Annotated in this window: 19 protein-coding genes; 9 read left to right on the top strand and 10 right to left on the bottom strand. The window is 61.2% G+C overall.

What is annotated here, in order from left to right:
* Positions 1-115: 115 nt before the first annotated feature.
* From KSS97_RS23550 to KSS97_RS23580, 7 genes are all read left to right on the top strand, one after another.
* A complete protein-coding gene (locus KSS97_RS23550) occupies positions 116-1,030 on the top strand; it encodes a LysR family transcriptional regulator (protein ID WP_217860262.1) in 915 nt (304 codons plus the stop codon).
* Positions 1,031-1,245: 215 nt separating this feature from the next.
* A complete protein-coding gene (locus KSS97_RS23555) occupies positions 1,246-2,703 on the top strand; it encodes a gamma-aminobutyraldehyde dehydrogenase (protein WP_217860263.1) in 1,458 nt (485 codons plus the stop codon).
* An 88-nt stretch (positions 2,704-2,791) separates the two neighbouring features.
* Positions 2,792-3,943, top strand: a complete 1,152-nt coding sequence (ydcS, locus tag KSS97_RS23560) for a putative ABC transporter substrate-binding protein YdcS (RefSeq protein WP_030139540.1) — start codon at positions 2,792-2,794, stop codon at positions 3,941-3,943.
* A 210-nt stretch (positions 3,944-4,153) separates the two neighbouring features.
* Positions 4,154-5,188, top strand: coding sequence for an ABC transporter ATP-binding protein (locus KSS97_RS23565; protein ID WP_030139541.1), 1,035 nt, complete (start codon positions 4,154-4,156; stop codon positions 5,186-5,188).
* A 2-nt stretch (positions 5,189-5,190) separates the two neighbouring features.
* Positions 5,191-6,138 (top strand): ABC transporter permease, encoded by a 948-nt coding sequence (locus tag KSS97_RS23570; RefSeq protein WP_030139542.1) that lies wholly within the window; start codon positions 5,191-5,193, stop codon positions 6,136-6,138.
* Entirely contained in the window at positions 6,128-6,940 is an 813-nt protein-coding gene (locus tag KSS97_RS23575) for an ABC transporter permease (protein ID WP_030139543.1), read from the top strand. Before KSS97_RS23570 ends, KSS97_RS23575 begins: the two co-directional genes overlap by 11 nt.
* 157 nt (positions 6,941-7,097) lie before the next feature.
* A complete protein-coding gene (locus KSS97_RS23580; RefSeq protein ID WP_198796315.1) occupies positions 7,098-8,522 on the top strand; it encodes a gamma-aminobutyraldehyde dehydrogenase in 1,425 nt (474 codons plus the stop codon).
* A gap of 77 nt (positions 8,523-8,599) precedes the next feature.
* On the opposite strand, the gene KSS97_RS23585 is transcribed toward KSS97_RS23580, so the two are convergent.
* Together KSS97_RS23585 and KSS97_RS23590 are read right to left on the bottom strand one after the other, a co-directional pair.
* The gene (locus KSS97_RS23585) at positions 8,600-8,848 is read right to left on the bottom strand and encodes an AbrB/MazE/SpoVT family DNA-binding domain-containing protein (RefSeq protein ID WP_030139545.1); all 249 of its coding nucleotides are present in this window, start codon (positions 8,846-8,848) and stop codon (positions 8,600-8,602) included.
* A gap of 25 nt (positions 8,849-8,873) precedes the next feature.
* Positions 8,874-9,059: a hypothetical protein gene (locus tag KSS97_RS23590; RefSeq protein WP_030139546.1), complete on the bottom strand. Its 186-nt coding sequence runs from the start codon at positions 9,057-9,059 to the stop codon at positions 8,874-8,876.
* A 356-nt stretch (positions 9,060-9,415) separates the two neighbouring features.
* On the opposite strand from KSS97_RS23590, the gene KSS97_RS23595 reads away from it, so the two are divergent.
* Positions 9,416-11,041 (top strand): glucan biosynthesis protein D, encoded by a 1,626-nt coding sequence (locus KSS97_RS23595; RefSeq protein ID WP_198796314.1) that lies wholly within the window; start codon positions 9,416-9,418, stop codon positions 11,039-11,041.
* 203 nt (positions 11,042-11,244) lie between these two features.
* On the opposite strand, the gene KSS97_RS23600 is transcribed toward KSS97_RS23595, so the two are convergent.
* The 3 genes from KSS97_RS23600 to KSS97_RS23610 form a co-directional block, all read right to left on the bottom strand.
* Complete coding sequence (locus tag KSS97_RS23600) at positions 11,245-12,351, bottom strand: NADH:flavin oxidoreductase/NADH oxidase (RefSeq protein ID WP_217860264.1); 1,107 nt, start codon at positions 12,349-12,351, stop codon at positions 11,245-11,247.
* A gap of 368 nt (positions 12,352-12,719) precedes the next feature.
* A complete protein-coding gene (gene recJ, locus KSS97_RS23605; RefSeq protein ID WP_217860265.1) occupies positions 12,720-14,429 on the bottom strand; it encodes a single-stranded-DNA-specific exonuclease RecJ in 1,710 nt (569 codons plus the stop codon).
* A gap of 168 nt (positions 14,430-14,597) precedes the next feature.
* Entirely contained in the window at positions 14,598-15,140 is a 543-nt protein-coding gene (locus KSS97_RS23610; RefSeq protein WP_030139550.1) for a YaeQ family protein, read from the bottom strand.
* A 148-nt stretch (positions 15,141-15,288) separates the two neighbouring features.
* On the opposite strand from KSS97_RS23610, the gene KSS97_RS23615 reads away from it, so the two are divergent.
* Complete coding sequence (locus tag KSS97_RS23615; protein WP_030139551.1) at positions 15,289-16,488, top strand: CaiB/BaiF CoA transferase family protein; 1,200 nt, start codon at positions 15,289-15,291, stop codon at positions 16,486-16,488.
* A 344-nt stretch (positions 16,489-16,832) separates the two neighbouring features.
* Here KSS97_RS23615 and KSS97_RS23620 read toward each other — a convergent pair whose 3' ends face one another.
* The 5 genes from KSS97_RS23620 to KSS97_RS23640 form a co-directional block, all read right to left on the bottom strand.
* Entirely contained in the window at positions 16,833-17,120 is a 288-nt protein-coding gene (locus KSS97_RS23620) for a DUF3509 domain-containing protein (RefSeq protein WP_030139552.1), read from the bottom strand.
* Between the two features lie 163 nt (positions 17,121-17,283).
* Entirely contained in the window at positions 17,284-18,654 is a 1,371-nt protein-coding gene (locus tag KSS97_RS23625; protein WP_217860266.1) for a transporter substrate-binding domain-containing protein, read from the bottom strand.
* A gap of 120 nt (positions 18,655-18,774) precedes the next feature.
* A complete protein-coding gene (gene thrC, locus KSS97_RS23630; protein WP_198796310.1) occupies positions 18,775-20,184 on the bottom strand; it encodes a threonine synthase in 1,410 nt (469 codons plus the stop codon).
* Positions 20,185-20,288: 104 nt separating this feature from the next.
* A complete protein-coding gene (locus tag KSS97_RS23635) occupies positions 20,289-21,593 on the bottom strand; it encodes a homoserine dehydrogenase (RefSeq protein ID WP_030139555.1) in 1,305 nt (434 codons plus the stop codon).
* A 132-nt stretch (positions 21,594-21,725) separates the two neighbouring features.
* A complete protein-coding gene (locus tag KSS97_RS23640; protein WP_030139556.1) occupies positions 21,726-22,457 on the bottom strand; it encodes a DsbC family protein in 732 nt (243 codons plus the stop codon).
* Positions 22,458-22,597 lie beyond the last annotated feature (140 nt).

Consider the following 22,597-nt stretch of genomic DNA (forward strand, 5'->3'; position numbering starts at 1 on the left):
TGGCGAGATTGCTTCCAGATGTTGCCTGGCACGTCCAGCGTCAGCGCCGGCTCCCATTCTAAAAAAACGATATACACTCAGGGACATCGATAAATTCGCCCCCGGGTATCCCGCCATGATGACGCTGCGCCAGATCCGCCATTTCATCGCCGTGGCCGAAACCGGCTCGATCTCCGCCGCTGCGCAGACTGCATTCATCTCCCAATCCACCCTGACCCTGGCCATCCAGCAATTGGAGGAAGAGATCGGCGTCAGCCTGTTCAGTCGGCACGCCAAGGGCATGACATTGACGCACCAGGGGCACCAATTCCTGCGCCAGGCCCACCTGATCCTGGCCACCGTCGACAATGCCAAGCGCAGCCTGCAACAAAGCACCGACCAAGTGGCTGGCCAAGTCACCGTCGGCGTGACCAGCCTTGTCGCCGGTTACTACCTGGCGGACCTCTTGACCCGTTTCCAGCGCGCCTATCCTAACGTGGCGATCCGCGTCATGGAGGACGAACGACCTTATATCGAGCATCTGCTGGTCAGCGGCGAAATCGATGTCGGCGTCCTGATCCTGTCCAACCTCGAAGACCGCCACGCCCTGCAGACCGAAGTGCTGACCCACTCACCGTATCGCTTGTGGCTGCCGGCCCAACACCCGCTGCTGGAACACGACAGCATCAACCTGGCGGACGTGGCCCGGGAGCCACTGATCCAGCTGAACGTCGACGAGATGGATCGCAACGCGCAACGCCTCTGGCGCGGCGCCGGCCTGCAACCGCAGGTCACGCTGCGCACCGCCTCGACCGAAGCGGTGCGCAGTCTGGTGGCCGCCGGGCTGGGCGTGTCGATCCAGCCGGACATGACCTATCGTCCGTGGTCGCTGGAGGGCGACATCATCGAGGCACGCCCGATTGCCGACCTCAACCAGACGCTCGACGTCGGCCTGGCGTGGCGCCGGGGCACGGCGCGACCGGCGTCGGTCGATCCATTCCTGACCGTCGCTCGGGAGCAACGCCCAAGCGGGCGCAAGCCATCTATTTAATCGAACGCAGCCTTGAGTATTTCGAATTTGTCGGCCTTGCGGCTGAGCACTAGTCTTGCTGCATCGCCACAATCCCTTGTGTGAGAACAATCCATTGTGGGAGCGAGCTTGCTCGCGATGGCGGTGTGACAGGCGACATCGATTCGACTGATACACCGTCATCGCGAGCAAGCTCGCTCCCACAGGTTCTTTGTTTCAACTGAGACCTATAAAAAATGGCCGGCACGCAAAACCCGTTCTGTACCGCGTTGCTGATCGACGGAGCGTTGATCCTTGGTGAAGGCGTTGTCGAGCCGATCCTCAACCCCGCCACCGGTGAAGTACTCGTCCACATCGCCGAGGCGAGCCTCGAACAGGTCGAGACCGCGATCCTCGCCGCTCACCACGCCTTCCATGACTGGTCACGCACTACGCCACAACACCGCTCGAACCTGCTGCTGGAAATTGCCAGCGCCATCGAAAAAAGCGCCGACGAACTGGCCCGCCTCGAATCACTGAATTGCGGCAAGCCGCTGCACCTGGCCCGCCAGGATGACTTGAGCGCCACGGTGGACGTGTTCCGTTTCTTTGCCGGCGCCGTACGTTGCCAGACCGGTCAGCTCAGCGGTGAATACCTGCCCGGCTACACCAGCATGGTGCGCCGCGACCCGCTGGGCGTGGTGGCATCGATTGCGCCGTGGAACTACCCGATCATGATGGCAGCCTGGAAAATCGCCCCGGCCCTGGCCGCCGGCAACACCTTGGTGTTCAAGCCTTCGGAGCACACCCCGCTGTCGATCCTGGCCCTGGCGCCAACGTTGGCGGAGATCCTGCCGCGCGGCGTCATCAATATCATCTGCGGTGGCGGTGAAGGCGTCGGCAGCCACTTGGTCAGTCATCCGAAGGTGCGCATGGTCTCGTTGACGGGGGATATCGTCACCGGGCAGAAGATCCTCCAGGCCGCCGCGAAAACCCTCAAGCGCACGCATCTCGAACTGGGCGGCAAGGCCCCGGTGATTGTCTGTGACGACGCCGACCTGCGGGCGGTGGTCGAGGGTGTGCGCACCTATGGCTATTACAACGCCGGCCAGGATTGCACCGCGGCCTGCCGGATCTACGCCCAGGCCGGCATTCATGACCAACTCGTGGCCGAACTCGGTGCGGCGGTCGGCAGCCTGCGCTTTGCCGGCAAGCGCGACGCCGACAACGAAATCGGCCCGCTGATCAGCGTCCGCCAACGCGACCGGGTCGCCAGTTTTGTCGAGCGCGCCCTCGGCCAGCCGCATATCGAACGCATCACAGGTGCGGCGGTACATTCCGGCGCCGGTTTCTTTTACCAGCCGACACTGCTGGCCGGCTGCAAGCAAAGTGATGAGATCGTCCAGCGCGAGGTATTCGGCCCGGTCGTCACCGTGACCCGCTTCGACGAACTCAGCCAGGCGGTGGATTGGGCCAATGATTCGGAATATGGCCTGGCGTCCTCGGTGTGGACCCAGAACCTCGACAAGGCGATGCAAGTCGCGGCGCGGCTGCAATACGGCTGCACTTGGATCAACAGCCATTTCATGCTGGTCAGCGAAATGCCCCACGGCGGACTGAAACGTTCGGGCTATGGGAAAGACCTGTCCAGCGACTCGCTCCAGGACTACAGCGTGGTGCGACACATCATGGCCAGGCATGGCCAGCATCTCTAGATAACAGCACTACTCTAATAACAAGCCATTCGTGGCGCTTCACCGGTTCAAAACTGCCCCGACCATAATTAAAGCAAGAGGGATTTCCATGTACGCGCACAAGACCGTATTGCTCAGTGCAATCACCACGGCGTTGCTGACCAGCGTCAGCCTGCAGGCCGCCGAACCGCTCAAGGCCGTTGGTGCTGGCGAAGGCCAACTGGATATCGTCGCCTGGCCGGGCTACATCGAACGCGGTGAAAGCGACAAGGCCTACGACTGGGTCACAGGTTTCGAGAAGGAAACCGGCTGCAAGGTCAATGTGAAAACCGCCGCCACGTCCGATGAAATGGTCAGCCTGATGACCAAGGGCGGCTACGACCTGGTGACCGCCTCGGGCGACGCGTCGTTGCGGCTGATTGCCGGCAAGCGGGTGCAACCGATCAACACCGCACTGATCGCCAACTGGAAAAACCTCGACCCGCGCCTCAAGGATGCGCCGTGGTACGTGGTCAACCAACAGACCTACGGCACCCCGTACCAATGGGGCCCGAATGTACTGATGTACAACACCAGCGTGTTCAAGCAGGCACCGACCAGTTGGAGCGTGCTGTTCAACGCCCAGGATTTGCCCGACGGCAAGCCGAACAAGGGCCGCGTGCAAGCCTACGATGGCCCGATCTACATCGCCGACGCGGCGCTGTACCTCAAGACCGCCAAGCCTGAGCTGGGTATCAAGGACCCGTACCAACTCGACGAGGCCCAATACAAGGCGGTGCTCGAATTGCTGCGGGGCCAACAGCCGTTGATCCATCGCTACTGGCATGACACCACCGTGCAGATGAGCGATTTCAAGAACGAAGGCGTGGTGGCGTCCGGCGCCTGGCCGTATCAGGTCAATGGCCTGATGAACGAGAAACAGCCGATCGCCTCGACCATTCCGAAAGAAGGTGCCACCGGCTGGGCCGACACGACGATGCTACATGCCGAGGCCAAGCACCCGAACTGCGCCTACAAATGGATGGATTGGTCGCTGCAACCGAAAGTCCAGGGCGACGTCGCCGCGTGGTTCGGCTCCTTGCCTGCGGTGCCGGCGGCGTGCAAGGGCAGCGAGCTGCTGGGCGCCGAAGGTTGCAAGACCAACGGCTTCGATCAGTTCGACAAGATCGCCTTCTGGAAAACCCCACAGGCCGAGGGCGGCAAGTTCGTGCCGTACAGCCGCTGGACCCAGGATTACATTGCGATCATGGGCGGACGTTAAGCGCAGCCGAACACTGTTTTTGTGGCGAGGGGATTTATCCCCGCTGGGCGGCGAAGCAGCCCCAAAGCAGGCGACTCAATCTGTCTGATACCCACAGGTGTCAGGTTTTGGGGGGCTTCGCCCCCAGCGGGGATAAATCCCCTCGCCACGAGTCCGTGCCTGTCCCCTGGTAATGATTTAACGAAAGCCCGCTTTTCCGGAGCCCGCACCATGACGCTTGCAGTCCAGTTCACCCACGTTTCCCGTCAGTTCGGCGAGGTGAAGGCCGTTGACCGGGTCTCCATCGATATCCAGGACGGCGAGTTCTTTTCCATGCTGGGCCCTTCCGGCTCGGGCAAGACCACGTGCCTGCGGCTGATCGCCGGGTTCGAGCAGCCCAGTGCCGGTTCGATCCGCATCCACGGTGAAGAAGCCACCGGGCTCGCGCCTTATCAGCGCGACGTCAACACGGTTTTCCAGGACTACGCCCTCTTTCCCCACATGAACGTGCGCGACAACGTGGCCTACGGTTTGAAAGTCAAAGGCGTGGCCAAGGCAGAACGAATCAAGCGCGCCGACGAAGCGCTGGAGATGGTTGCCCTGGGCGGCTATGGCGAGCGCAAGCCGGTGCAGCTTTCAGGCGGCCAGCGCCAACGCGTCGCCCTGGCCCGCGCGCTGGTCAATCGTCCTCGGGTGTTGCTGCTGGATGAACCGCTGGGCGCCCTCGACCTGAAGTTGCGCGAACAAATGCAGGGCGAGTTGAAGAAGCTGCAACGCCAGCTGGGCATCACCTTCATTTTCGTCACCCACGACCAGACCGAAGCGCTGTCGATGTCGGATCGCGTCGCGGTCTTCAACAAAGGTCGGATCGAACAAGTCGATACCCCACGCAACCTCTATATGAAACCGGCAACCACCTTCGTTGCCGAGTTCGTCGGCACCTCCAACGTGATCCGTGGCGAACTGGCCCGGCAATTGAGCGGTCATCCACAGCCGTTTTCGATTCGCCCGGAGCATGTGCGTTTCGCCGAAGGCCCGCTGGCCGGCCATGAAATCGAAATCCAGGGCCTGCTCCATGACATCCAGTACCAGGGCAGCGCCACGCGTTACGAGCTGAAACTCGACAACGGCCAGACGCTGAACCTCAGCCAGGCCAATACCCAATGGGTGGACAACGCGACCCAATACCAGACCGGCCAGCAGCTCACCGTGCGCTGGGCCCGCGAGGCAATGATCGCCCTGAATGACACCGGGGCCGAGGTCTGAAAATGAATACCTTGGCTCTCACGCGAACGCCCGCCCCCGGCTCACCGCTGCGGCGATTTTCCAACGTGCTGTACCGACGCCCCAACCTGTACCTGTCGATGTTGCTGGTGCCACCGCTGATCTGGTTCGGCGCAATCTACCTGGGTTCGCTGCTGACCTTGCTGTGGCAGGGTTTCTACACCTTCGACGACTTCACCATGGCGGTCACGCCGGACCTGACCCTGGCGAACTTCGCGGCGCTGTTCCAACCGTCGAATTTCGACATCATCGTGCGCACCCTGGCCATGGCAATCGTGGTGTCCATCGCCAGCGCCATCGTCGCCTTCCCGATTGCCTATTACATGGCGCGCTACACCAGCGGCAAGACCAAGGCGTTTTTCTACATCGCGGTCATGCTGCCGATGTGGGCCAGCTACATCGTCAAGGCCTATGCCTGGACGCTGCTGCTGGCCAAGGGCGGCGTGGCGCAGTGGTTCGTCCAGCACCTGGGCCTGGGCCCTGTGTTGCAGTTCGTGCTGGGGATTCCCGGCGTGGGCGGCAGCACCTTGTCCACCTCACACCTGGGGCGCTTCCTGGTGTTCGTCTACATCTGGCTGCCATTCATGATCCTGCCGATCCAGGCGTCCCTGGAGCGTCTGCCGCCGTCGCTGCTGCAAGCCTCGGCGGACCTTGGCGCCAAGCCCCGCCAGACGTTCATGCAAGTGATCCTGCCGTTGTCGATCCCGGGAATTGCCGCCGGCTCGATCTTCACGTTCTCGCTGACCCTGGGGGATTTCATCGTGCCGCAACTGGTGGGACCGCCAGGGTATTTCGTCGGCAGCATGGTCTACGCCCAGCAAGGCGCCATCGGCAACATGCCCATGGCCGCGGCGTTCACGCTGGTGCCCATCGTGCTGATCGCCATCTACCTTTCCATCGTCAAGCGACTGGGGGCTTTCGATGCACTCTGACTCTCAAGCGTCGTGGGGCTTGCGGATCGCGGCATGGGGCGGGCTGGTGTTCCTGCACTTTCCGATCCTGATCATCTTCCTGTATGCCTTCAATACCGAAGACGCTGCGTTCAGCTTTCCGCCCAAGGGGCTGACATTGAAGTGGTTCAGCGTGGCCTTCTCGCGCCCCGACGTGCTGGAGGCGATCAAGCTGTCCTTGCAGGTCGCCGCTGTCGCGACGCTGATTGCCATGGTGCTCGGCACATTGGCCTCGGCAGCGCTGTACCGCCGGGACTTCTTCGGCAAACAGGGCATTTCGCTGATGCTGATCCTGCCGATCGCCTTGCCGGGAATCATCACCGGCATCGCCCTGCTGGCAACGTTCAAGACCCTGGGCATAGAGCCCGGGATGTTCACCATCATTGTCGGGCACGCGACTTTTTGCGTGGTGATCGTCTACAACAACGTTATCGCCCGCCTGCGCCGCACGTCCCACAGCCTGATCGAGGCCTCGATGGACCTGGGCGCCGACGGCTGGCAGACCTTTCGCTACATCGTCCTGCCTAACCTGGGGTCGGCGCTGCTGGCCGGCGGGATGCTCGCGTTTGCCCTGTCGTTCGACGAAATCATCGTCACCACCTTCACCGCCGGCCACGAGCGCACTTTGCCGCTCTGGCTGCTCAACCAGCTCAGCCGCCCTCGCGACGTGCCGGTGACCAACGTGGTGGCGATGCTGGTGATGATGGTGACGATGTTGCCGATATTGGGCGCGTATTACCTGACGCGCGGGGGTGAAAGCGTGGCGGGGAGTGGCGGGAAATAATCAATGAAGATCGCTCATCGCAGGAACCGCAATCCTGTGGGAGCGAGCTTGCTCGCGAATGCGTCGTGTCAGTCGCTGCAAAGGTGAATGACCTACCACTATCGCGAGCAAGCTCGCTCCCACAGGGGACTTGGAAACCATTCAAGAGGACAAGGACATGCAAACCAAACTGCTGATCAACGGCCATCTGGTCAACGGCGAAGGCCCTGGCCAGGCGGTATTCAATCCGGCCCTGGGTCGGGTCCTGGTGGAAATCAATGAAGCCAGCGAGGCCCAGGTCGATGCCGCCGTGCGTGCCGCCGACAGCGCCTTCGAATCCTGGTCGCAAGTGCCACCCAAGGACCGCTCCCTGTTGCTGCTCAAGCTGGCCGACGCCATCGAAGCCAACGGTGAGGAACTGGCGAAGCTGGAATCGGACAACTGCGGCAAACCCTTCAGCGCCGCGTTGAACGACGAGATCCCGGCGATTGCCGACGTGTTCCGTTTCTTTGCCGGCGCCAGCCGCTGCATGAGCGGTTCGGCGGGCGGCGAATACCTGCCGGGGCACACGTCGATGATCCGTCGTGATCCAGTGGGGGTTATCGCTTCCATTGCGCCGTGGAATTACCCGTTGATGATGGTCGCCTGGAAAATCGCTCCAGCCCTGGCCGCCGGCAACACCGTGGTGCTCAAGCCGTCGGAGCAGACCCCGCTGACCGCATTGCGCCTGGCGGAACTGGCCGCGCAGATTTTCCCCGCCGGCGTGCTCAACGTGGTCTTCGGCCGTGGGCAAACCGTCGGCAATCCGCTGGTCACCCACCCGAAAGTGCGGATGGTATCGCTGACCGGTTCCATCGCCACCGGTTCGAACATCATTTCCAGCACTGCCGACAGCGTCAAGCGCATGCACATGGAGCTGGGTGGGAAAGCCCCGGTGATCATTTTCGATGACGCCGACATCGACGCAGCCGTGGAAGGCATCCGCACCTTCGGCTTCTACAACGCCGGCCAGGATTGCACCGCCGCTTGTCGCATCTACGCCCAGCAAGGCATCTATGACCGGTTCGTCGAGAAACTCGGCGCTGCGGTCAGCAGCATCAAGTACGGTTTGCAGAACGAGCCCGACACCGAAATGGGCCCGCTGATCACCGCCCAGCATCGCGACCGCGTGGCCGCTTTCGTCGAGCGGGCCATCGCCCAGCCGCATATCCGCCTGATCACCGGTGGCAAGGCCGTGGACGGCAACGGTTTCTTCTTTGAACCCACGGTGCTGGCCGACGCCCAGCAGGACGACGAAATCGTCCGCCGCGAAGTCTTCGGCCCGGTGGTGTCCGTCACCCCGTTCCTCGATGAAGCGCAAGTATTGGCGTGGGCCAACGACTCGGACTATGGATTGGCCTCATCGGTATGGACCACCGACGTCGGCCGTGCCCATCGCCTGTCAGCGCGACTGCAATACGGCTGCACCTGGGTGAACACTCACTTCATGCTCGTCAGCGAAATGCCCCACGGCGGTCAGAAACGCTCCGGCTACGGCAAAGACATGTCCATGTATGGGCTGGAGGATTACACGGTGGTGCGGCATGTGATGTTCAAGCACTGAGCCGAAATACAGTTGATTCACGACCGGACGACAATGTCCGGTCGTGTTTTTTTAACGGCCATGGCAACACACTCACTTCATTTGTATCTGGCAGGCAATCGCGCCATCAACTCGCCTGTACGCCGCTTCATCTTCGCCCTGCCATGGGTGACCTCGAAGCAATCCTGGGCCCAATCCCTTGCCACAGGGTGTCTCACGGCACGTAACACCACTTCGCCAAGCGCATTGATGCTGAATTCGACAGTACACCCCGGAACCAATTGCAGGGCCTCGCGAATAGCCTTGGGAATGGTCACCCGTCCGTTGCTTGCTACCGTTGACGACATAACGCTCTCCTTTGAAATAGCGTGTTCAAAACTGCGAGACACGCCGCATCGCGTCTACGAGGTAGCGCATGGCGATCCGGTCGTTTTCCGACAACTCTCGATAGCGCTCGACCAACCTCAATTCCTCCAGGCTAAGCCGGCGCGACCGACGCTTGATGCCCAGGCCGGGAAAAACGCCCAGCATTTCGGTGATGCCCTGTAATTTCGTCATGACTTGTCCTTCGTTGCGTCGTTGGCCTGATAGCGCCTGGTGAACGGTTATGCCGGCTATCTCGCTAAAGAATAAGGAGGATTCCAAGCGTGAAAAGCGTTTTTTAGAGTAATTAGTCAAAAAACGCCGAAACGCCGTAAAAAAAAGAAAACTCTGTAAGAAAGTTTGACCGAACCCCGCATTGCCATCTCTCGATCCCATCATTTGCCCTATGATTTTGCGCCTCGGTGAACCGATCCAGCTCTCAGGTATCTGTTCTAACGTCCGTCGCGTTTGGCCAAAGGCATGTCCGAACCCTAATACCAATCCCTGTTCCCAGGATCGGCGCGGGATTGTTTCGATAGAAGGTTGTATTTATGCACCGCAGGAACCTGCTCAAGGCCTCCATGGCCTTTGCCGCCTACACCGGGCTCTCAGCTTCCGGGCTCATGGCTGCACGCGCCTGGGCGGCCGATCAGGCAGCCGATGGCGAAGCCCGGCCGTTCGATTTCGATGCGCTGAAAGACCAGGCCCGGCAGTTGGCCAGGAGCCCCTACACCGACACCAAGCAAGTCCTGCCGCCCACCCTGGCGCAGATGTCGCCCCTGCAATTCAACGCCATCAAGTACGACGCCAACCATTCGCTGTGGAACGCGGTGGACGGCCAGCTGGATGTCCAGTTCTTCCACGTCGGCATGGGTTTCAAGCAGCCAGTGCGCATGTACAGCGTCGATGCGAAGACGCGCATGGCCCGGGAGGTGCATTTCCGTCCGGAGCTGTTCAATTATGAGAAGACCACGGTCAACACCTCGCAACTGACCGGTGACCTGGGTTTCGCCGGGTTCCGGGTGTTCAAGGCACCGGAGCTGGACCGCCACGATATCGTTTCCTTCCTCGGCGCAAGTTATTTCCGCGCCGTCGACGCCAGCGGCCAGTACGGCTTGTCAGCCCGTGGCCTGGCCATCGACACCTACGCCAAGAAGCGCGAGGAGTTTCCGGATTTCACCAAGTTCTGGTTCGAAACCCCGGAAAAGAACAGCACCCGTTTCGTGGTCTACGCGTTGCTCGACTCGCCTAGTGCCACCGGTGCCTATCGTTTTGACATCGACTGCCAACCGACGCGGGTCGTCATGGAAATCGACGCGCATATCAACGCCCGTACCGCCATCGAGCAACTGGGTATTGCGCCAATGACCAGCATGTTCAGTTGCGGCACCGTCGAACGACGCATGTGCGACACCATTCACCCGCAAATCCATGATTCCGACCGGCTGGCCATGTGGCGCGGCAACGGTGAGTGGGTCTGCCGCCCGCTGAACAATCCCGCGACCCTGCAGTTCAACGCCTTCGCCGACAAGAACCCGAAAGGCTTCGGCCTGGTGCAGACCGACCATGACTTCGACAGTTACCAGGACACCGTCGACTGGTACAGCAAACGTCCAAGCCTGTGGGTAGAACCTACGACCGCATGGGGCGAGGGCTCCGTCGATCTGCTGGAGATTCCCACCACTGGCGAAACCCTCGATAACATCGTCGCGTTCTGGACACCGAAAAAACCCGTCGCCGCCGGTGATTCGCTGAACTACGGCTACAAGCTCTACTGGAGCGCCTTGCCTCCGGTCAGCACGGACCTGGCGCACGTCGATGCGACCCGTTCCGGCATGGGCGGCTTCATCGAAGGCTGGGCACCCGGCGAGCATTACCCGACCGTCTGGGCGCGGCGTTTTGCCGTGGACTTCAGCGGCGGCGGCCTCGACCAGTTGCCACCGGGCACCGGCATCGAACCGGTGGTGACCTGCTCCCACGGCGAAGTGAAGGATTTCAATGTGCTGGTGCTGGATTCGATCAAGGGCTACCGCATCACCTTTGACTGGTACCCGACCGACGATCGCGTGGACCCGGTGGAGATGCGGCTGTTCATTCGCTCCAAGGACCGGACCTTGAGCGAAACCTGGTTGTACCAGTACTTTCCGCCGGCGCCGGATAAGCGTAAGTATCCCTGACAGTAATCGAGTGTCTGGACTGGCCCAATCGTCGGATCGCCGCCCGGAGCAAGCTCGCTCCCACAGGGGGATATGTGAACAACACAACTCCACTGTGGGAGCGAGCTTGCTTGCGATGAGGCCGGTCCAACCACCGAATAATCCAGCCCGATAAACAAAAGCCCCGGCCAATACTGACCGGGGCTTTTTGTTTTATCAGGCCCTCAATCCCGCGAATCCGACTCATGGATCGGCTGGTCCCGATGCGTCGCCCGCTGGTACTGCGCCGGCCAGGTGGCCTTGCGTCCGCCCAGGTCATCATCGGCATGCAGCGCCCAATATGGATCACGCAACAGTTCGCGGGCGAGGAAGATGATGTCGGCCTGGCAGGTGCGCAGGATGTGCTCGGCCTGGGCCGGTTCGGTGATCATGCCCACGGTGCCGGTGGCGATTTCCGACTCCTTGCGTACCCGCTCGGCGAAGCGCGTCTGATAGCCCGGGCCGGTGGGAATTTCCGCATTCGCGGCGGTGCCGCCCGACGACACGTCAATCAAGTCCACCCCCAGCATCCTGAAGCGTCGCGCCAACTCCACGGTTTCATCCGGGTTCCAGCCGTCTTCGACCCAGTCGGTGGCGGAGACACGGACGAATACCGGGAGCTCTTCAGGCCAGGCAGCCCTGACCGCTTCGGTCACTTGCAACACCAGCCGGATGCGATTTTCGAACGACCCGCCATATTGATCGCGGCGCTGATTGCTCAACGGCGAAAGGAATTGATGCAGCAGATAGCCATGGGCCGCGTGGACCTCGACGACCTTGAAGCCGGCGGTCAAGGCGCGCTTGGCCGCGTCCACGAATGCCTGGATGACGTCGGCGATCTGCCCCTCGTCCAGTTGGACCGGTTGGGTGTGCTGCGGATCGAAGGCGATCGGCGACGGGCCGACCGGCACCCAGCCACCATCCTCCGGCTTGACGCTGCCATGCTTGCCCAGCCACGGCCGCCAGGTGCTGGCCTTGCGACCGGCGTGGGCGAGTTGAATGCCCGGCACGGCCCCTTGTGCGGTGATGAAACGGGTGATGCGCTGTAGGGGCTCGATCTGTTCGTCGTTCCACAAGCCCAGGTCCTGGGCGGTAATGCGACCATCGGCGGTGACGGCGGTGGCTTCAGTGAAGACCAGCCCGGCGCCCCCCACGGCGCGGCTGCCAAGGTGCACCAGGTGCCAATCGTTGGCCAGGCCATCGGCGCTCGAATACTGGCACATCGGCGACACCGCGATGCGATTGGGCAGGGTCAGTTGACGAAGGGTATAGGGTTCCAGCAGCAGACTCATGGGGCACCTCTCGAATCAGTGGGCAGGCTCCAGGGTTCTGTTTGAAAAGTCGACGAGTGACAAAAGGCGCAACACCCGCCCCCGCGGGCAAAGAAACAGACAAGACGTCACTAGGGCTATCAAGCAGTGCTTAGAGACTAGTCGACAACCTGGGAGGAAGCAGGGTTCAGACCTGAAAAACTGACGGTGTGACGAGGGTGCTTGCTCTCGCTTGGGTTGGTCACTGTGTGGCGAGGGGATTTATCCCCGCTGGGGGCGAAGCCCCCCAAAACCTGACACCTGTGGGTATCAGGCAGATTGAGTCGCCTGCTTTGGGGCTGCTTCGCAGCCCAGCGGGGATAAATCCCCTCGCCACAAAAGCCGAGTGTCTACCGCGGTTCGATATGGGCAATCATCAACTGCACCGTTTCCTGGCCGCGGAACTCGTTGAGGTCGAGCTTGTAGGCGAGTTCGACCCAGCGCACCGTAGGATTTGGCCAGATCTCGCGGTCGATACCAAAGGCGATGCCATCGAGCTTCACCGAGCCGCACTCGCTCTTGAGGATGACCTTCAGGTGCCGCTCGCCCACCACGCGCTGCTCGACCAACTGGAACACGCCATGGAACATCGGCTCGGGGAAGTGCTGGCCCCAAGGGCCGGCGTGACGCAGCGCCCGGGCCAGTTCCAGGTGGAACTCCTCCACCGCCAGGGTGCCGTCGGACAACAGCCGGCCGGTCAGGTCTTCTTCACGCAATTGCCTGCGCACTTCCGCATCAAATGCCTCGGCGAACATCGGAAAGTTTGCCTCGGGCAACGTCAGCCCCGCCGCCATGGCATGACCGCCGTATTTGCTGATCAGCGTTGGATGCTGCGCGGCAACGACGCTCAGCGCATCGCGAATATGAAAACCCGGTACCGAGCGGCCGGAGCCTTTGAGCAAACCGTCCCCGGCATCGGCAAAGGCAATGGTCGGACGGAAATACCGCTCTTTCATCCGCGACGCGAGGATGCCGATAACCCCTTGGTGCCACTGCGGATCGAACAGGCATAAACCGAACGGCATCGACTCCACCGGCAAATCCTTGAGCTGGGCCAGCGCTTCGCGCTGCATGCCCTGTTCGATGGACTTGCGGTCCTGGTTCATGCCATCCAGTTGCGCCGCCATTTCCCGCGCCAGCGCCGGGTCATCGGTGAGCAGGCATTCGATGCCCAGGCTCATGTCATCCAGGCGCCCCGCCGCATTCAGTCGCGGGCCGAGAATGAAACCGAGATCGGTGGACGTGATACGCGACGGGTCGCGCTTGGCCACTTCGAGGATCGCCTTGATCCCGGGACGGGCGCGGCCGGCGCGAATACGCTCCAGGCCCTGGTGCACCAGGATCCGGTTATTGGCGTCCAAAGGAACCACGTCGGCGACGCTGCCCAGCGCCACCAGGTCCAGCAGCTCGCCGATGTTCGGTTGGGGCTTGGTGGCATACCAGCCCAGGCTGCGCAAGCGTGCCCGCAGGGCCATCAGCACGTAAAAAATCACGCCGACGCCCGCCAGTGCCTTGCTGGGAAAATCACAACCCGGTTGGTTCGGGTTGACGATGGCATCAGCCGCCGGCAATTCGAGGCCGGGCAGGTGGTGGTCGGTGACCAGCACTTTGAGACCCGCGGCTTTCGCCGCCGCCACGCCTTCGACGCTGGAAATGCCATTGTCCACGGTGATCAGCAATTGCGGCTCGCGCTCCAGGGCGACTTCAACGATTTCCGGAGTCAATCCGTAGCCATATTCGAAGCGGTTGGGCACCAGGTAATCGACATGGGCCGCACCGAGCAGGCGCAGGCCCAATACCCCTACCGTGCTGGCGGTCGCACCGTCCGCATCGAAATCGCCAACGATCAGGATGCGCTGCCGGTGTTCCAGCGCCGTCACCAGCAGGTCTACTGCGGCGTCGATTCCCTTGAGCTGCTGGTAAGGGATCAGGCGTGCCAGGCTTTTATCCAATTCAACCGCAGATTGCACGCCTCGGGCGGCGTACAGGCGGGTCAACAGCGGCGGCAGGTCACCGAGGAATGGCAGGGTGTCGGGTAACTGGCGGGGTTCTATGCGCATGGGGAAAGACGAAAACTTCTCTTAAAGTGGGAATTCTTGTGGCGAAGGAGCTTGCTCCCGCTGGGCCGGGTTGGCGCTCCAGCGCGCAGCGGCCCTCCTCTTGTGGGCGCTGCGCCCCCAAGCGGGAGCAAGCTCCCTCGCCACGGTGAATCTATGCAATATGGCCCATCATCCACGCTCGCCCAGTAACCACTGCAGCTGCACTTCGTGCTGGCCACGGTCGTCGGTCACGAAAATCGTCCCTTCGCTGATCATCACGTCCCACTTGATGACCCGGGGCATGTCCCGGGCCAGGGTTTCGAGGACTTCCTGGGGCACGGCGGCGATGTTCACGTTCTTCAGCGTCTTCACGGCGGGAATCACCTTGCCTTCCCAGACACGCAGGCTGCCATAGGCCAGCAGGCTGGTGCGCTCGGTGCGGCGCGAGCACCAGGTCAGGCGCTCGGCGTCCGGCTGGCCGACTTCGATCCAATGCAGCACGCGATCGTCCAGGCTTTTTTCCCACAAAGCGGGCTCATCGACGTCTGACAGACCACGACCGAACGACAGCAGCTCGTTGTACCAGAACGCGTAGGCCAGCAGGCGCACGGTCATGCGCTCCTCGGTTTCCGAAGGATGGCGGGCGATGGTCTGCTTCACGCTCTCATACACACTGCGGTCGAGGTCGGTGAGGTTCAGTTCAAACTTGTAGGTCGTGGACGGCTGGGCCATGAACGGGCTTCTTGATACGAGGAAAGGCGGCAAGTCTAACCGATGACACGGGCAATCCACGAATTGCCGACCATCAACCTGCGGCGACTGACGTTGGCCTATGATAAAACGCTGTTCTCGTTCCGCCTTTGTCCTACAAGGATTCGTTATGTCGCTTACTGCCAAACCCCTTGCCGGCGTCAAGGTCATCGAACTCGGCACCCTGATCGCCGGCCCTTTCGCCTCGCGCATCTGCGGTGAATTCGGCGCCGAGGTGATCAAGGTCGAGTCGCCCGACGGCGGCGATCCGCTGCGTAAATGGCGCAAGCTGTATGAAGGCACGTCCTTGTGGTGGTTTGTCCAGGCGCGCAACAAAAAGTCCCTGACGTTGAACCTCAAGCATCCCGAAGGCCTGGCGATCCTTAAACAACTGATCGGTGAAGCGGACATCCTGATCGAGAACTTTCGCCCCGGCGTGCTGGAAAAGCTCGGCCTGGGCTGGGACGTGTTGCACGCACTGAACCCGAAACTGGTGATGGTCCGGCTTTCCGGTTTCGGCCAGACCGGGCCGATGAAGGACCAACCCGGGTTTGGCGCCGTTGGCGAATCCATGGGCGGCTTGCGCTACATCACCGGTTTCGAGGATCGCCCACCCGTGCGTACAGGAATATCCATAGGCGACTCCATTGCCGCGCTCTGGGGCGTGATCGGCGCGCTGATGGCCTTGCGTCATCGCGAGGTGAATGGCGGCACCGGACAAGTGGTGGACGTGGCGCTGTATGAAGCGATATTCGCCATGATGGAAAGCATGGTGCCGGAATTCGATGTGTTCGGTTTCATTCGCGAACGCACCGGCAACATCATGCCCGGCATCACCCCATCGTCCATCCATACCAGCGCCGACGGCAAGCACGTACAGATCGGCGCCAACGGTGATGCGATCTTCAAGCGCTTCATGCAAATCATCGGCCGTGACGACCTGGCCAACGACCCGCAACTGGCCAGCAATGATGGACGCGACAGTCGCCGCGACGAGCTCTACGGCGTGATCGATCGTTGGGTCAACTCACTGCCGCTGGAGGCTGTCATCGAACAGTTGAACCAGGCTGGAGTCCCGGCCAGTCGGATTTTCAGTGCCGAAGACATGTTCAGCGACCCGCAATTTCTCGCCCGGGAAATGTTCCTGCAGGCCAAGCTGCCGGACGGCAAGGCGTTCAAGATGCCTGGGATCATCCCGAAGCTCTCGGAAACACCTGGCACGTCCGAATGGGTCGGACCGGCGTTGGGCGAGCACAATGCGCTGGTGCTCGGTGAGCTTGGCTACGATGCACAGCAAATCGCCAAACTGCGGGCCGATGGTGCTGTTTGATGCGACCGTGGATCTGCTGTGAACGAAAATCTCGAATTCACCATAGATCCATTGTGGGAGCGAGCTTGCTCGCGATTGCGGTGTGTCCGTTGACGTCGGAATTGGCTGACCCGACGCCATCGCGAGCAAGCTCGCTCCCACCCAGATTCAGCGCGGTCGAGTGGCCGCGCCAAGGCCTGAACGCCAGGCAAAAAGAAACCCCGAGAAGTGGGGAGACAACTCGGGGTTAAACGTGACCATTCAGGTCAGTACAACAAGCGACAAGCACCGGAGCACAATGCTTGCTCTTGTTGGTAAAAGGTCTGACTCACCAGGGTGTAGGAAGGTTCCCTAGGAAATGTCGCTCAATTCGGGACGGTCATGACCTTGTCGCGCGCCAGATTGCGCAATGCCGCAATCACGCAAGGCTCCAAGCGGCCTTCGGCAATCATCACGTCACGATGCAGGCCATCGACCACGTCAGTCAGTTGGCGCTTGTCGGCCAATTGGGCCTGATTGAACGCTCGCTCGACCATGATGGCGCCCGAGCGGTTCTTCAGCGTCACCAGGCACTCGCCCTTGGTACCGGAGGGAGTGAGCGTGACCTGGTACGGGCTCAAGGCTTCATTCAGCAACAGGCTGATACTTTCCATTCGATCACCCTTCATTAGTCCGAAAAAACAACTGCACAGTAAGTGACCGTTGGGCCTGGCGGAAAGTTCGCCAGCGCAACGAAGCGCCACATCCGAGACCTGTTCAAACGAGCATGCGCGTCCAATGTGACAGGCAGACAACAGCCATTGCCCGTCGCCGGGCTCACGCCAGGAACCTGTTCGAGCGCCGCCATCGCCGCCCGACATCGATCCACCCACCCAGGAGCCCTCGCAATTGCCCATCGGCACCATAAAATGGCACCGACCAGTGGTAGATGTCCCGTAATCCGCAGTTGAACATCAGTTGACGGTCAACAAATCGCGGCTTGCGGCTTTGCAATTGCTCCATCAGTTCACCATGCAGCAGCTCGGCAGTCGCCAATGGAAAGGCCGAAGAGTCTGTCAAACGGGTCCCTCGCAGTTTTTCGAAGCGGGTCGAAAACTGTTCCTCGTAACTTCTGTTGCACATGATCAGCCGTCCCTCGAGGTCTCGAATGAAGATCGGATCGGGAATGGCGTCCATCAGGGCTCGCTGGAAGGTCAACTGGTCGTTGAGTACCGCCTCGGCCTTGAGACGCTGATTGATCTGCGCCTGCAGGCGACGGCTCCACAGCAGGGACAACAGGCCGAACACGCCCGCCCCGACCACACACCAATAGCCCCACTGGGAGACACGTGCCCAGAGCGACGGTGCCTGGCGCGGGGCAATACTTGCCAACCATTTTGAGCGCAGCGCACGCATTTCTTCGACCGGGAATGCTTCCAGCGCCTTGTTCAAAATGCCCAGCAAAGGTCGCAGGTCCTGGCGCACAGCCAGATAATCGGGCTCCCATCGACCTTCGAGGTTGCTGCCCACCTGTAGCTGACCTGCGGGATAAAGGTGCGCGCCGGTTTCATTCTCGATGGTGGCATGGGCTTCCCGGCTCTCCACCAGCGCCCTCGCCTCCCAATAGGTCTTGACCGTGCGCAGTTCGATGGCCGGATGGTCGCGCTTGATCTGCGCTTCCAACGCGTGGCGTGCCGGCAACGCCAGGACCTTGCCATTGAGCTGCTCCAGCGAACGGAGCAGCGGCGCTCCGTTGCGCCCGACGAAGACCCAGCCGGAGCCTCCGAACGCATGGCTGAAACTCAGGAACTCCCGGCGCTCGTCGTTCATCGCCAGGGTGGTGGTCATGTCGGCCTCGCCGTTTTGCAACATTGCGATCAATTGATCGGGAGAGAACGACTCCCGGTGGACGAACTCAAGGCCGGTCATGTGCGCGATACGCCGCAGAATATCGTCGTTCAGCCCATTCCATCGCCCGCGTTCATCTTTGAACAGGTACAGCGGGAACTGCATCGAGGCAACGACGACACGCGGATTTTCCCTGATCCACCGCAACTCCTCGGCATCAAGCGCCAGCCGCCCGCCCGGCTCGAACGTTGGTTGGCCGGAGGCCGCCAGTTGGGCCGCGCCGCCCCACTGGGTCCAGTACATCAGGACCAGGCCCATCATCCAGCTCAACACTGGTTTGCATCGGATAAAGAACAACATCTGCACTTCCTTCGAAATTACCCGCCCATCCCTCCAAGGGCGAAAACCCGGCCAGTTTGGCATGCAGAAACAAGAAAGCCCGTCAGGAGACGGGCTTCAAAATGTGACAGGTTAGAGCAGTCAGAGAGGCTTGCCGCGATTGCCATGCTGACTTACAAAGGCCTGCACGGCTTTCAAGTCGTTCGGCAACACCGTGCAACGCTCGTTTCGCTCAAACAAATCAGAAAGATGTGCAGGCAGTTCGAGCGCTTTTCCTACGCCCGCCTTCTCCACGGCTTCCGGAAACTTGACCGGGTGAGCAGTGCCCAGGATGACCATCGGGATATCCAGGCTGCGACGGCACTCGCGCGCGGCCCTCACACCAATAGCGGTGTGTGGGTCGAGCAACTCACCGCTTTGCCCGAACACCTCGGCGATGGTCTCGCAGGTCTGCGCGTCATCCACGGCCAGGGAATCGAACAGCTTGCGGGCTTCGGTCCAACGCTCGGCCTCGACGCTGAAACCGCCGCCCTGACGGAAGCTGTCCATCAGGCTGGCGATCGCCGCGCCGTTGCGACCATGCAGATCGAACAACAGGCGTTCGAAGTTCGACGACACCATGATGTCCATCGACGGCGACAGCGTGGCGTGCAGGGTTTCCTTCACGTACTGGTTGCCGCTCATGAAGCGGTGCAGGATGTCGTTGCGGTTGGTGGCGACGATCAGTTGATTGATCGGCAGGCCCATGTTGCGCGCCAGGTAGCCGGCGAAGATATCGCCGAAGTTGCCGGTCGGCACCGAGAACGATACCGAACGGGCCGGGCCGCCCAATTGCAGGGCCGCATGGAAGTAATAGACGATCTGGGCCATGATCCGCGCCCAGTTGATCGAGTTCACCGCCACCAGCCGCGTGCCCTTGAGGAAACTCTGGTCGGCGAAGCTCGCCTTGACCATTTCCTGGCAGTCATCGAAATTGCCTTCGATGGCGATGTTGTGGATGTTTTCGCCGAAGATGGTCGTCATCTGCCGGCGCTGCACTTCCGAGACGCGGTTGTGCGGGTGCAGGATGAAGATGTCGACGTTCTCGCAATGCTTGCAGCCTTCGATGGCGGCCGAACCGGTGTCGCCGGAAGTTGCACCGACAATCACCACGCGCTCGCCACGTTTCTGCAGCACGTAGTCCAGCAGGCGACCGAGCAGTTGCAAGGCGAAATCCTTGAACGCGAGGGTCGGACCGTGGAACAACTCCAAAACCCATTCGTTACCGTTGAGCTGACGCAACGGGGCAATGGCATTGTGGGAAAAGACGCCATAGGTCTCTTCGAGAATCTTCTTGAAATCGGCGTCCGGAATGCTGCCGGCAACAAACGGGCGCATCACGCGGAAGGCCAGCTCGTGATACGGCAGGCCGGCCCAGGAGGCGATTTCTTCCTGGGTGAAACGCGGCAGGTTCTCCGGCACATAGAGACCGCCATCCGTGGCCAGGCCGGCCAGCAGGACATCTTCGAAATTCAGGGCCGGTGCCTGGCCGCGGGTGCTGATATAGCGCATAGGGGCAAACCTTCGGTTTGAGCTTCAAGCCTCAAGCTACAAGCTACAAGTGAAAAGCGGGTCGGCTTTTACTTGCAGCTTGCAGCTTAGAGCTTGCCGCTAAATTAGTTCAAATGTTCGACGCGGATACGGACAACCGGGCCAACGACGCCTTGCAGCGCTTCCAACGCGGCGATCGCGTCGTTGATTCGCTGCTCGACCACGCGGTGGGTCAGCAGGATCATCGGCACCAGGCCGTCGTGCTCCTCGACTTCCTTCTGCATGATCGACTCGATGTTGATGCCACGCTCCGAAAGGATGCTCGCGACCTGGGCCAATACGCCCGGGTGGTCCTTGGCCTGGATGCGCAAGTAGTAGGCGCTTTCGCAGGCGTCGATCGGAAGAATCGGATGGGCCGACAGCGAATCCGGCTGGAAGGCCAGGTGCGGCACGCGGTTTTCCGGGTCCGAGGTCATGGCGCGAACCACATCCACCAGGTCGGCGATTACCGAGGATGCAGTCGGCTCCATGCCGGCGCCAGCCCCGTAGAACAGCGTCGAGCCGGAGGCATCGCCGTTGACCATCACCGCATTCATCACGCCGTTGACGTTGGCGATCAGGCGATCCGCCGGGATCAACGTCGGATGCACCCGCAATTCGATGCCGCTGGCGGTGCTGCGCGCCACGCCCAGGTGCTTGATGCGATAGCCGAGGGCTTCGGCATAGTTCACGTCGGCGGTGGTCAGCTTGGTGATGCCTTCGGTGTAGGCCTTGTCGAATTGCAGCGGGATGCCAAAGGCGATGGAAGCCAGGATCGTCAGCTTGTGCGCTGCGTCGATGCCTTCCACGTCGAAGGTCGGATCGGCCTCGGCGTAACCCAGGGCCTGGGCTTCGGTGAGTACATCCTCGAAGGTGCGGCCTTTTTCGCGCATCTCGGTGAGGATGAAGTTGCCGGTGCCGTTGATGATCCCCGCAACCCAGTTGATGCGGTTGGCCGAGAGGCCTTCGCGAATCGCCTTGATCACCGGGATACCCCCGGCCACGGCGGCTTCGAACGCCACGATCACGCCTTTCTCGCGTGCCTTGGCGAAAATCTCATTACCGTGAACGGCGATGAGCGCCTTGTTCGCGGTGACCACATGCTTGCCATTCTCGATGGCCTTGAGTACCAGCTCTCGGGCAACGGTATAGCCGCCCATCAGCTCTATCACGATGTCGATCTCAGGGTTCGTGGCCACTTCGAAGACATCGTTGGTAATCGCAATACCGGTCGTCTGGAACTGAGGCTTTGGCGTGCGCATGGCAATTTGTGCCACTTCGATTCCACGCCCGGCACGACGAGCAATTTCCTCGGCGTTGCGCTGAAGTACGTTGAAGGTGCCGCCACCGACGGTACCTAACCCACAGATGCCTACTTTGACCGGATTCACTCTTGACTCCCCATGAAACGGCCGACGCAAGGTCGGCCGTGAAATACAGCCGCGCAGCAACGCGACTTTGTGTTTAACGGCCCGACGAAGGTTTTCGCCGAGCCGTGATCTTCAAAAGCGGATCGACCCTGGTCATTTTGCGCTCAGGGCCAGTTTGGCGACTTGCGGCGCCGGCTGATAGCCCGGAATTACCTGGCCGTCTGCCAAAACGATAGCCGGCGTGCCGTTCACGCCGATGGACTGGCCGAGGGCGAACTGCTTGGAAACCGGGTTCTCGCACTTGGCGGCCTTGATTTCCTTGCCGTCGACCATCTTGTCCATGGCCGCCTTCTTGTCCTTGGAGCACCAGACCGCCTGCAACTGCTCGTCACCCGGCGAACCCAGGCCCTGGCGCGGGAACGCCACGTAGCGCACTTCGATACCGCGCTTGTTCAGCTCCGGCACTTCAGCGTGCAGCTTGTGGCAATACGGGCAAGTGGTGTCGGTGAATACGGTGATGTGCGACTTGGTCTCGCCGATCGCCGGGTAGACCACGGTCTCGGCAACCGGGATGCCGTTGATCAGCTTGGAGATGCCCTGGCGCTCGGTGATCTCGGTGAGATTGACCGGCTTGCCATCCTTGAGCGCGAACAGGTTGCCCTGGACGATGTACTGGCCGTCGGCACTGGCGTACAGCACACGGCTGCCCTTGAGCTTGACTTCATACAGGCCGGACATCGGGCTGGCGGTAATGGCTTCGATCGGCACTTCGAGCTCAAGGTTGGCCAGGCTCTTGCGGATGGCCTGGTCGGCCGCGTCATCGGCGATGGCAAAGGTACTGGCCAGCGCAATGGCGGCGGCGGTGAACATCTGGATCAAACGCATGGGGACTCCTGAGGCGAACAAATGGGACGAGGAAACGCCGACCCGCAGATTCGGGTTCCAGCCGCCCACTGTGCAAACCGGGAAAGCCTACCACATAAGGGTGGCGTGGCCGAATGCCGCTGACACACGACGTTTTGTAG

It is taken from the genome of Pseudomonas alvandae, assembly GCF_019141525.1.
GTDB lineage: Bacteria > Pseudomonadota > Gammaproteobacteria > Pseudomonadales > Pseudomonadaceae > Aquipseudomonas > Aquipseudomonas alvandae.

Bases quoted from the DNA above. Each gene is read 5' to 3' on its own strand.
- KSS97_RS23550 (WP_217860262.1), top strand. From the start codon at position 116: ATGATGACGCTGCGCCAGATCCGCCATTTCATCGCCGTGGCCGAAACC.
- KSS97_RS23555 (WP_217860263.1), top strand. From the start codon at position 1,246: ATGGCCGGCACGCAAAACCCGTTCTGTACCGCGTTGCTGATCGACGGA.
- ydcS (WP_030139540.1), top strand. From the start codon at position 2,792: ATGTACGCGCACAAGACCGTATTGCTCAGTGCAATCACCACGGCGTTG.
- KSS97_RS23565 (WP_030139541.1), top strand. From the start codon at position 4,154: ATGACGCTTGCAGTCCAGTTCACCCACGTTTCCCGTCAGTTCGGCGAG.
- KSS97_RS23570 (WP_030139542.1), top strand. From the start codon at position 5,191: ATGAATACCTTGGCTCTCACGCGAACGCCCGCCCCCGGCTCACCGCTG.
- KSS97_RS23575 (WP_030139543.1), top strand. From the start codon at position 6,128: ATGCACTCTGACTCTCAAGCGTCGTGGGGCTTGCGGATCGCGGCATGG.
- KSS97_RS23580 (WP_198796315.1), top strand. From the start codon at position 7,098: ATGCAAACCAAACTGCTGATCAACGGCCATCTGGTCAACGGCGAAGGC.
- KSS97_RS23585 (WP_030139545.1), bottom strand. From the start codon at position 8,848: ATGTCGTCAACGGTAGCAAGCAACGGACGGGTGACCATTCCCAAGGCT.
- KSS97_RS23590 (WP_030139546.1), bottom strand. From the start codon at position 9,059: ATGACGAAATTACAGGGCATCACCGAAATGCTGGGCGTTTTTCCCGGC.
- KSS97_RS23595 (WP_198796314.1), top strand. From the start codon at position 9,416: ATGCACCGCAGGAACCTGCTCAAGGCCTCCATGGCCTTTGCCGCCTAC.
- KSS97_RS23600 (WP_217860264.1), bottom strand. From the start codon at position 12,351: ATGAGTCTGCTGCTGGAACCCTATACCCTTCGTCAACTGACCCTGCCC.
- recJ (WP_217860265.1), bottom strand. From the start codon at position 14,429: ATGCGCATAGAACCCCGCCAGTTACCCGACACCCTGCCATTCCTCGGT.
- KSS97_RS23610 (WP_030139550.1), bottom strand. From the start codon at position 15,140: ATGGCCCAGCCGTCCACGACCTACAAGTTTGAACTGAACCTCACCGAC.
- KSS97_RS23615 (WP_030139551.1), top strand. From the start codon at position 15,289: ATGTCGCTTACTGCCAAACCCCTTGCCGGCGTCAAGGTCATCGAACTC.
- KSS97_RS23620 (WP_030139552.1), bottom strand. From the start codon at position 17,120: ATGGAAAGTATCAGCCTGTTGCTGAATGAAGCCTTGAGCCCGTACCAG.
- KSS97_RS23625 (WP_217860266.1), bottom strand. From the start codon at position 18,654: ATGTTGTTCTTTATCCGATGCAAACCAGTGTTGAGCTGGATGATGGGC.
- thrC (WP_198796310.1), bottom strand. From the start codon at position 20,184: ATGCGCTATATCAGCACCCGCGGCCAGGCACCGGCCCTGAATTTCGAA.
- KSS97_RS23640 (WP_030139556.1), bottom strand. From the start codon at position 22,457: ATGCGTTTGATCCAGATGTTCACCGCCGCCGCCATTGCGCTGGCCAGT.